This is a genomic window from Phenylobacterium sp., from assembly GCF_035309685.1.
Lineage (GTDB): Bacteria > Pseudomonadota > Alphaproteobacteria > Caulobacterales > Caulobacteraceae > Phenylobacterium.
In genome coordinates, this window is the sequence record NZ_DATGEX010000003.1 from 48,915 (window position 1) to 57,998 (window position 9,084).

Here is a 9,084-nt window from a genome sequence, read left to right on the forward strand (position 1 = left end):
CGTCATGGACCTCGTGAACGAATATCTGCGGGCGGTCGCGGCCCTGCTGCCCAGGGCGCAGCGGGACGACATCATCGCCGAGCTGCGCGACACCATCCTGACCCGGATCGAAGAGCGCGAAGCCGATCTGGGCCGCCCGCTCACCGACGACGAGGTCGAGGCGGTGCTGCGCGAGGTGGGCCACCCGGTGGTCATCGCCGCCCGCTACGCCGAGGGGCCGCAGCATGTGGTGGGGCCGACGCTCTATCCCTACTGGCTGTTCGCGGTGAAGGCGGCGATCGTGTTGCAGGTGGCGGTCGCGGCGATCGTGATCGTCGTCCACACCTTGACCTGGAACAATTTCTCCCTGGCGCTGGGTCAGGCGATCGGTTCGGCCGTTACCGGAACCCTGGTGCTGATCGGGGTCGTGACCTGCGCGGCATGGTTCATCGAGCGGCGCGGCGCGCGCATCGACTACCTGGACAACTGGCGGGTGCGCGACCTGCGCTTCCTGGAGATGGTCGCCTGGGATTTCGCCGCCTGGCGCGAGTGGTTCGCGCGGCATGCCCACGACCCGCACGCCCACCGGCGGGATGCTGAAAAGCGGCAGGCCGACAGGCCCCGCGAGCGCGCCCGGCCAGCCTCGGCCACACGCGCGAAGGCGCCAAAGGCCTCCAGACCACCGATGCCGCCCATGCCTCCGTCGCCGGAGTGGCATCCGGCCATGCGGCCCATGGCGCGGGGTCTGGGCTTCATCGCGCTCGGTACGGTGCTGGTGTTGTGGTGGACGGGCGTGCTGCCCCTGGACCTCGGCCTCGACGCCACCGACTGGGAGACGCTGGACCTCGATCCCGGCGCGCTCGGCAAGGTCGACTGGATGGCGCTGCGGGCGCTGGTCTTCTGGCCGGTCCTCGCCTACGCCACCGTCATCATCCTGCAGGGGGCCTTCATGCTGGCCTACCCCTTCGCGAGCCGGCTGAACGGCCTGCTGGAAGCGGTGCGGGGCGGCGCCCTGCTGACCTTCTGCCTCTGGCTCTGGAACGCGTCGCCTCTCGCGTCGGCGATCGGGGCGGCGAACGGCCACGAGTTCGCCCAGCGGATGGCGATGCTGCGCGACGCCCCGCCGCTGCCGCTGGCGCCGATCGTGACCCTCGTGGTCCTCAGCGTCGGCCTGACGGCCCTGATCCGGATGCTGACGGGCCTGTGGAACCTGGCCTTTGGCGGGATGCACGACCACGCCTACGGCCCATCGCCGGGCGGGTATCCGCACGCCGGCGTCTGATCACCCCGTCTCCAGCGTCATCCCGGAAAGGCGCGAAGCGTCTTGTCCGGGACCCATAGACGCCAGGGCTTCAGACCTGACCCCGCAGTCGCAGCGCAATCCCGGACGCGGCGTTTATGGGTCCCGGTCTTCGCGTGCCGCGAAACCGGGATGACCCAGGGAGTGAAGGCGGGCGTCGGCTTAAATCTCATGCCGGCCAGTTTGCCTTGGGGCCTTGGCTTCTCAAGGACCGGGCTTAGGCCCGGCCGCAACGCGGCGCGCCGAAGAGCGCGTCCTTGAGAAGCCAAGGCCCCAAGGCTCGCATCGTCCGTGAGATTTAAGGCCAGGAGGCATCTGGCGATGCTTCTCCTAGAAGAGCTTCGGCCGGCAGGCCGCAGCGAGATATGCTACTAAGACAGCGGCGGTTCGTAGCTCAGCCGGAGTAGAGCGCCGGCTTCTGGCCGGAAGTCCCCCGTTCGAATCGGGCGAGCCGCCGCCCAGCCTTGCATTCCGCGGCCGTTTCCCCTACTAACCCGCCCCTTCGGAACCGCCTGGCCCAAGGCATGCCATGGCGGTTCATCAACACGACCTAGAGGACGGGGCCTTTATGGCTCCGCAGTGAAATGCCCAAACTGAAGACCAAGTCAGGCGTGAAGAAGCGCTTCAAACTGACGTCGACCGGCAAGATCAAGGCCGGCGTCGCGGGCAAGCGCCACCGCCTGCTCAGCCACAACGCCAAGTACATCCGTCAGAACCGAGGCACGAAGGTGATGAGCGCGTCCGACGCGAAGATCATCAAACTCTTCCTGCCCTACGGCCTCTCTTAAGGAGCACTGACAGATGGCTCGCGTCAAAAGGGGCGTCACCGCCCACGCCAAGCACAAGAAGGTTCTCGAGCAGGCCAAGGGCTTCTACGGGCGCCGCAAGAACACCATCCGCACCGCCAAGGCGGCCGTGGACAAGGCCGGCCAGTACGCCTACCGCGACCGCAAGGTCCGCAAGCGTCAGTTCCGCTCGCTGTGGATCCAACGGATCAACGCCGCGGCCCGGGTCGAGGGCCTGACCTACGCCCGATTTATCCACGGCCTTGACCTGGCCGGGATCGAAATGGACCGCAAGGTCCTCGCGGACATCGCGGGCAACGATCCGAGCGCCTTCAAGGCCATCGCCGACAAGGTTCGCGCCGCGCTGGCTTGATCGCCTGGAGCTCTGCTCCCGCTGATTTCAAGAAGCCCTTCGGTGCGAACCGGAGGGCTTTTTGCTGCGCCCTTTCCTTCACCTCCCCCGCGCAGCGGCGGGAGGGGGACCAGAGGCCGAGCGCAGCGAAGAGCCGATGGTGGAGGGGGCGAGCCGCAAGCGCCGAGCCGCCGCTTGCCCCCTCCACCACGCGCTCTCCGGCGCGCGGTCCCCCTCCCGCCGCTGCGCGGGGGAGGTAGGGATTTCCCTTCAGCCCCAGCCCCTCTAAGAACCGAACGCACATGACCGATCTGACCAAACTCGAGGCGGAACTTTCCGCCGCCGTCGCCGCCGCGCCCGACGTGGCGGCCTTAGAAGCCGTGCGCGTGGCCGCGCTCGGCAAGTCCGGCTCGATCTCCGAGCTGCTCAAGACCCTGGGTTCGATGAGCCCGGACGAGCGGCGCGAGCAGGGGCCGGCGATCAACGGCCTGCGCGACCGCATCGGCGGCGCGATCGCCGCACGCAAGGCTGAGCTGGAGGCCGCCGAGCTCGACGCCAAGCTGGCCGCCGAGCGGGTCGACCTGACCCTGCCGCCGCCGCCCTCTCGCCGCGGCCGGGTGCATCCGACCATGCAGGTGCAGGACGAGATGATCGCCATCTTCGCCGAGATGGGCTTCGGCCTAGCGGAAGGCCCCGACATCGAGGACGACTTCCACAACTTCACCGCGCTCAACTTCCCGCCCAAGCACCCGGCGCGCGAGATGCACGACACCTTCTGGCTGCCCGAGGACGAGAAGGGCGAGCGCAAGGTGCTGCGCACCCACACCAGCCCGGTGCAGATCCGCGCCATGCAGCAGGGCCAGAACGACAAGCTGCCGTCCTGGATCGCCACCAGCCAGGAACCACCGATCCGTATCGTCGTGCCCGGCCGCACCTATCGCTCCGACAGCGACGCGACGCACACCCCGATGTTCCACCAGATGGAGGGCCTGGTCATCGACCGCGCCATCCACATGGGGCACCTCAAGTGGACGCTGGAGACCTTCATCTCGCGCTTCTTCGAGACGCCGCTGGTGGAGACCCGTTTCCGGCCACACCACTTCCCGTTCACCGAGCCCAGCGCCGAGATGGACGTGCGCTGCGACCGCTCCCGCGGCGACGTGAAGATCGGCCAGGGCGACAGCTGGATGGAGATCGTCGGCTGCGGGATGGTGCACCCCAACGTGCTGCGCAACTGCGGCCTCGATCCCGACGTCTGGCAGGGCTTCGCCTTCGGCTTCGGCATCGACCGGCTGGGGATGCTGAAGTACGGCATGCCCGACCTGCGCGACATGTTCGCGAGCGATGTGCGCTGGCTGGAGCACTACGGCTTCTCGGCCTTCGCCGCGCCCAATCCCGCCACCGGCCTGAGCTAAAGGAGAGCGACATGAAGTTCACGCTTTCCTGGCTCAAGGAACACCTCGACACCGACGCGACCGTCGATCAGGTCGTCGACGCCATGACCATGGCCGGCCTCGAGGTCGAGCATGTGGAGAACCCGGCGGCGAAGCTGGCGGCCTTCTCGGTCGCCAAGGTCGTCGAGGCAGTGCAGCACCCCAACGCCGACCGCCTGCGGGTCTGCCAGGTCGACACGGTCGATGGGCGCAAGGAGATCGTCTGCGGCGCGCCCAATGCGCGGGCCGGGCTGACGACGATCTATGCGCCGCTCGGCGCCTATGTGCCCGGCAGCGGCATCACGCTGGAGGCCCGGCCGGTGCGCGGCGTCGTCTCCAACGGCATGCTCTGCTCGGGCCGCGAGCTGGAGGTGGCCGACGACGCCGACGGGATCGTCGAGCTGGACGACGCGCTGGCGGTCGGGACGCCAGCCGCCGAGGCCTTTGGCCTGGAAGCGGTCATCGATTTCGAGGTGACGCCGAACCGGCCCGACTGGCTGGGCGTGGTCGGCATCGCCCGCGACCTGGCCGCCGCGGGCCTGGGGACGCTGAAGGACCCGAGCGTGGCGCCCGTGCCCGGCAAAGGTCCGACGCCGATCGAGATCCGCGTCGATGGCGACGCCTGCCCGACCTTCGCGGGCCGGCTGATCAAGGGCGTGAAGAACGGCCCCTCGCCCGCCTGGCTGCAACAGAAGCTGCTCGCCATCGGGCTTCGGCCGATCAGCGCGCTCGTCGATATCACCAACCTGATGTCTTACGACCGCTGCCGGCCGCTGCACGTCTATGACGCGGCCAAGCTGACCGGCGGGGTCATCGAGGCGCGCCTGGGCCGCGAGGGCGAGACGCTGGAGGCGCTGGACGGCAAGACCTATCCGGCCGGCCCGGAAGTCTGCGTCATCGCCGACGGCTCCGGCGCCGTGGGTCTGGGCGGCGTCATGGGCGGCGAGTCGACCAAGGTCAGCGAGACCACCACCGACGTCTTCGTGGAAAGCGCCTGGTTCGACCCGATCCGCACGGCCCAGACCGGCCGCACGCTCGGCCTGACGTCGGACGCGCAGTACCGCTTCGCGCGCGGCGTCGACACCGGCTTCGTGGTTCCGGGCCTGGAGATGGCCACCCGGCTGATCGTCGAGATCTGCGGCGGCGAGCCCTGCGAGGTCCGGGTCGCCGGCCACCCGCCGGCCGCTCCCGCGGCCTTCGAGTTCGACCACGGCTACGTCGAGAAGCTCTCGGGCCTGCGCGTCGACGGCGCCCGGATCGACAAGATCCTCACCGACCTCGGCTTCGAGGTGCGGGGCGAGATGGTGACGCCACCGACCTGGCGGCGCGACGTGGAAGGCAAGGCCGACCTGGTCGAGGAAGTGGCCCGCATCGAGGGCTTCGGGGCGCTGCCCTCCACCGCGCTCCCGGAAATGCCGCGCGCGGTCGGCGGCGTGCTGACCGTGCGCCAGACCCGCATGCGCAACGCCAGGCGGGCCATGGCCGCGCGCGGCTATGCCGAGGCGGTGACCTGGAGCTTCATGCGCACGGAGTGGGCGAGGCTGTTCGGGGGCGGCGACGAGAAGCTGCGGCTCTCGAACCCGATCGCGTCCGACCTCGACTGCATGCGGCCTTCGATCCTGCCGAACCTGATCGAGGCCGCGGCCAGGAACGCCCGGCGCGGCTTCGCCGACGCCGCCTTGTTCGAGGTCGGGCCGGTGTTCGACGGCGACCAGCCGCAGGACCAGCGCACGATCGTCACCGGCCTGATCGCCCCGCACCCGCCGCGCAGCTGGGACGGGACGGCGGCCGACCCGCTGTTCGAGCTGAAGGCTGACCTGTTGGCCCTGCTCGAAGAGATGGGCGCGCCCGGCCTGCAGGTCGTTCAGGGGCAGAACGCGCCCTGGTGGCATCCCGGCCGCTCGGCGCGGCTGCAGCTGGGGCCCAAAACCATCGTCGCCGAGTTCGGCGAGCTGCATCCGCGCGTGCTCAAGGACCTCGACGCCGAGGGGCCGATGCTGGCCTTCGAATTGGACCTGGGCGCGATCCCGGAGCCGAAGCGGAAGCCGACTAAGACCAAACAGGCGCTGACGCTCTCCGACCTGATGCCGCTCAGCCGCGACTTCGCCTTCCTGGTGGACGCAGCGACGCCGGCCGGCGAGATCGTCCGGCCGATCCTGGGGGCCGACAAGACGCTGATCGCCGGGGCCCGGGTGTTCGACGTCTACCAGGGCAAGGGCGTGCCGGAGGGGCAGAAGTCGGTGGCCGTCGAGGTCACGGTGCAGCCTGTCGAAAAGACCCTCACCGACGCCGAGATCGAGGCGCTGTCGGCCCGGATCGTGGCGGCGGCTGAGAAGGCGGTCGGGGCGAAGCTCAGGAGCTGAGCGCCGCTGCCGGGCCTAGGCTTTCGCCTGGGCGGCGGCCCCCCGCGCCGTGCGCGACTTGCCGAAATAGGGCAGGAAGAACATGTAGATGCCGCTGATCGCCAAGAGGGCGAGCGGGGCGAGCGGCGTGTAGGAGACCCACATGGGTCCCTTCTTCGCCAGGGTGACCCAGGTGATCAGCACGATCACCACGAAGGCGGCCGAGAGCCAGCGGTGGGCCTGGCGTATGAAGCTGCTCAAACTCATGGCTATCTCCTTTGAAGGGGCTGGTGGCGCAGAGTGGCGTGGCGGGTCTCAATCCAGCCCGGCCAGAACCTCGTCCAGCTTGGTGGTGAAGGCGGTCCAGCCGTACTGGGCGCCATTGAAGTAGCGGTCGGTGGAGGGCTCGGTCGGGAAGCCCGACTGCGCGACCTTCAGGTGCGTGCCGGCGCCGGTCGGCGTCAGCTCGAAGCTGACGACCGTGCCCATGCCCATGGCCGTCCAGGTGTAGGTGAGCGCCTTGTGCGGCTCGATCTCGGTGACCTCGCAGTCGACCGAGCCCCAATCGCCGGCCAGCTTGAAGCGGTGGCCGAGCGCCGGGACGAAATCGTTCTTCATCAGCCAGGCCTCGATCAGGTGCGGCGTGGTCAGCGCGCGCCAGAGCTTTTCCGGCGCATGGGCGAAGTCGCGCTCGACGACGACGGTGCGGGTTTCGGTGGCGACGGACATCGGTTGTTCCTTCGGTCCTCTATTGATCCATGCGGTTGAGCAGGTCTTCCAGGTCGTCGAAACGCTGGCTCCAGAAGCGGCCGTAGAAGGCCATCCAGTCGAACAGGGGTTTGAGCCCCATCGGCTGGGCGGCGTAGCGAATGAACCGCCCGTCGCGCCGCTCGGTGACCAGGCCGGCCTGGCGCAGCACCGCCAGGTGCTGCGAGACGGCCGGCTGGCTGACCCCGGCGCCGGCGGTGAGGTCGCCGACGCTCAGTTCGCCCTTGGCCGACAGCCGCTCAAAGATCGCCCGCCGCGTCGGGTCGGCGAAGGTGCGGAACAGATCGGCGGCTTGCGTCTCCATGGCGTTATATAAGTCATGACTTATTTAATGAGTCAAGTCCTACCTCCCCCGCAAAGCGGCGGGAGGTGAGAGCAGTGAGCCTAGAACGGCACCAGGTTGCGTTTGCGGCTGTAGGCCAGATAGCCGACGCTCGCGCCGAGCCTGAAGCCGACGCCGGCGCGGATCGGGGCGAGCGTGATCTCGTCGGTGCGCTGGTAGTTCACGCCCAGGCCGCCGATGAAATAGGCCGAGCCCTCGACACCGGGGAACCGCTGGAAGATGTCGCGCGGGTCTTCGAGATTGTAGCAGAGGGTGAAGACGCGGGACGCGTTGCCGCCGAAATCCCAGCCGACCGAGGGGCCGCGCCAGAACACCTCCACCGGCGGCTTGCCTTTCATGTAGAGCAGGCCCCGGCCATAGCGGGCGCCGACGGCGATGGCGCCCGAGCCCTCTTCGCCGGCGATATAGGCGGTGGGCCGCCCGTTGCTCTTGAACACCCGTTCCACGGCGCCGCCGGCCGACTCGGCGGTGACCCCCAGGAAATCGGAGACCCCGTGGACGATCTCGTCCTCGGAATAGGTGCCCTGTTGCACGGGTGGCTGGCCTGAGCTGTTGGGCGGCGGCCCGGAGCCGACGCCGCCGGTCGGATAGCTCGGCGTGGAATTGGGCGGCGGCGGCGCCTGGGGCGCGGCGGCGCGCGGCTGGGCCGGCGGCAAGGGCTGACCGTAAGCCACGCTCGCGGCGCCCAGGGTCATCAGTCCCGAAACGATCAGGGTTCGGCGGTCCATGGGCGCAATGTCCTCCTTAGGGTCGTAGATTTCAGCTCCGCCCAGATGTCAGATGGAATGTGTCGCCTTAACGCCCGATTAACCGTGTTGTCAGGGCGACCGACCACATCTCGCACCTGCACAAGAATGTGCTAGACGCGGGCGCAACATGACGACGCCTCTCGACCACATCCGCAATTTCTCCATCGTCGCGCACATCGACCACGGCAAGTCGACGCTCAGCGACCGGCTGATCCAGGAGACCGGCGCGCTCACCCAGCGCGAGATGACCGAGCAGGTGCTCGACAACATGGAGATCGAGCGCGAGCGCGGGATCACCATCAAGGCCCAGACCGTGCGCCTGAGCTACAAGGCCGACGATGGCGAGACCTATGTCCTCAACCTCATGGACACACCCGGGCACGTCGACTTCGCCTATGAGGTCAGCCGCAGCCTCGCCGCCTGCGAGGGCTCGATCCTGGTGGTGGACGCGAGCCAGGGCGTCGAGGCCCAGACGCTGGCCAACGTCTACCAGGCCATCGACAACAACCACGAGATCGTTCCGGTCCTGAACAAGATCGACCTGCCGGCCGCCGAGCCGGAGCGGATCCGCCAGCAGATCGAGGACGTGATCGGCCTGGACGCCTCGGACGCCATCCTGACCTCCGCCAAGACCGGCGCCGGCATCCACGAGTTGCTGGAAGCCATCGTCCACCGCCTGCCCGCGCCCAAGGGCGACGCCGACGCGCCGCTGAAGGCCCTCTTGGTCGACGCCTGGTACGACGCCTACCTGGGCGTGGTGGTGCTGGTGCGGGTGATCGACGGGTCGCTGCGCAAGGGTCAGCGGGTCCAGATGATGCAGCAAGGCTCGACCCACCTGATCGACCGCATCGGGGTGTTCAACCCCAAGCGCACCGAGGTCGAGAGCCTGGGTCCCGGCGAGATCGGCTTCATCACCGCCCAGATCAAGGAAGTCGCCCAGGCCGCGGTCGGCGACACCATCACCGACGAGAAGCGCCCCGCCGAGGCCGCCCTGCCCGGCTTCCGCGACGTGCAGCCGGTGGTGTTCTGCGGC

General features: G+C 68.7%; 10 protein-coding genes and 1 tRNA gene. 7 read left to right on the forward strand and 4 right to left on the reverse strand.

Annotated features, from left to right (window positions below):
• The first annotated feature begins 4 nt into the window (after positions 1-4).
• From VKQ35_RS00745 to pheT, 6 genes are all read left to right on the forward strand, one after another.
• Positions 5-1,261, forward strand: coding sequence for an HAAS signaling domain-containing protein (locus tag VKQ35_RS00745; RefSeq protein ID WP_324358015.1), 1,257 nt, complete (start codon positions 5-7; stop codon positions 1,259-1,261).
• Between the two features lie 399 nt (positions 1,262-1,660).
• A tRNA-Arg gene (locus tag VKQ35_RS00750) sits at positions 1,661-1,736 on the forward strand.
• 127 nt (positions 1,737-1,863) lie between these two features.
• Positions 1,864-2,067, forward strand: coding sequence for a 50S ribosomal protein L35 (gene rpmI, locus VKQ35_RS00755; protein ID WP_324358017.1), 204 nt, complete (start codon positions 1,864-1,866; stop codon positions 2,065-2,067).
• A gap of 13 nt (positions 2,068-2,080) precedes the next feature.
• Positions 2,081-2,437 (forward strand): 50S ribosomal protein L20, encoded by a 357-nt coding sequence (rplT, locus tag VKQ35_RS00760; RefSeq protein ID WP_293375410.1) that lies wholly within the window; start codon positions 2,081-2,083, stop codon positions 2,435-2,437.
• A 281-nt stretch (positions 2,438-2,718) separates the two neighbouring features.
• A complete protein-coding gene (gene pheS, locus VKQ35_RS00765; protein ID WP_324358021.1) occupies positions 2,719-3,831 on the forward strand; it encodes a phenylalanine--tRNA ligase subunit alpha in 1,113 nt (370 codons plus the stop codon).
• 11 nt (positions 3,832-3,842) lie between these two features.
• Complete coding sequence (gene pheT, locus VKQ35_RS00770; RefSeq protein ID WP_324358023.1) at positions 3,843-6,212, forward strand: phenylalanine--tRNA ligase subunit beta; 2,370 nt, start codon at positions 3,843-3,845, stop codon at positions 6,210-6,212.
• Positions 6,213-6,227: 15 nt separating this feature from the next.
• Here pheT and VKQ35_RS00775 read toward each other — a convergent pair whose 3' ends face one another.
• From VKQ35_RS00775 to VKQ35_RS00790, 4 genes are all read right to left on the reverse strand, one after another.
• Complete coding sequence (locus tag VKQ35_RS00775) at positions 6,228-6,458, reverse strand: hypothetical protein (protein WP_324358024.1); 231 nt, start codon at positions 6,456-6,458, stop codon at positions 6,228-6,230.
• Between the two features lie 48 nt (positions 6,459-6,506).
• Positions 6,507-6,920 (reverse strand): SRPBCC domain-containing protein, encoded by a 414-nt coding sequence (locus VKQ35_RS00780; RefSeq protein WP_324358026.1) that lies wholly within the window; start codon positions 6,918-6,920, stop codon positions 6,507-6,509.
• A 19-nt stretch (positions 6,921-6,939) separates the two neighbouring features.
• Positions 6,940-7,263: a metalloregulator ArsR/SmtB family transcription factor gene (locus tag VKQ35_RS00785; RefSeq protein ID WP_324358028.1), complete on the reverse strand. Its 324-nt coding sequence runs from the start codon at positions 7,261-7,263 to the stop codon at positions 6,940-6,942.
• Positions 7,264-7,343: 80 nt separating this feature from the next.
• Positions 7,344-8,030: a DUF1134 domain-containing protein gene (locus VKQ35_RS00790; RefSeq protein ID WP_324358030.1), complete on the reverse strand. Its 687-nt coding sequence runs from the start codon at positions 8,028-8,030 to the stop codon at positions 7,344-7,346.
• Between the two features lie 148 nt (positions 8,031-8,178).
• Between VKQ35_RS00790 and VKQ35_RS00795 the strand changes: the two genes are divergently transcribed.
• Positions 8,179-9,084: GTP-binding protein (locus VKQ35_RS00795; protein ID WP_324358031.1), on the forward strand; the 906-nt coding region annotated here is incomplete at its 3' end.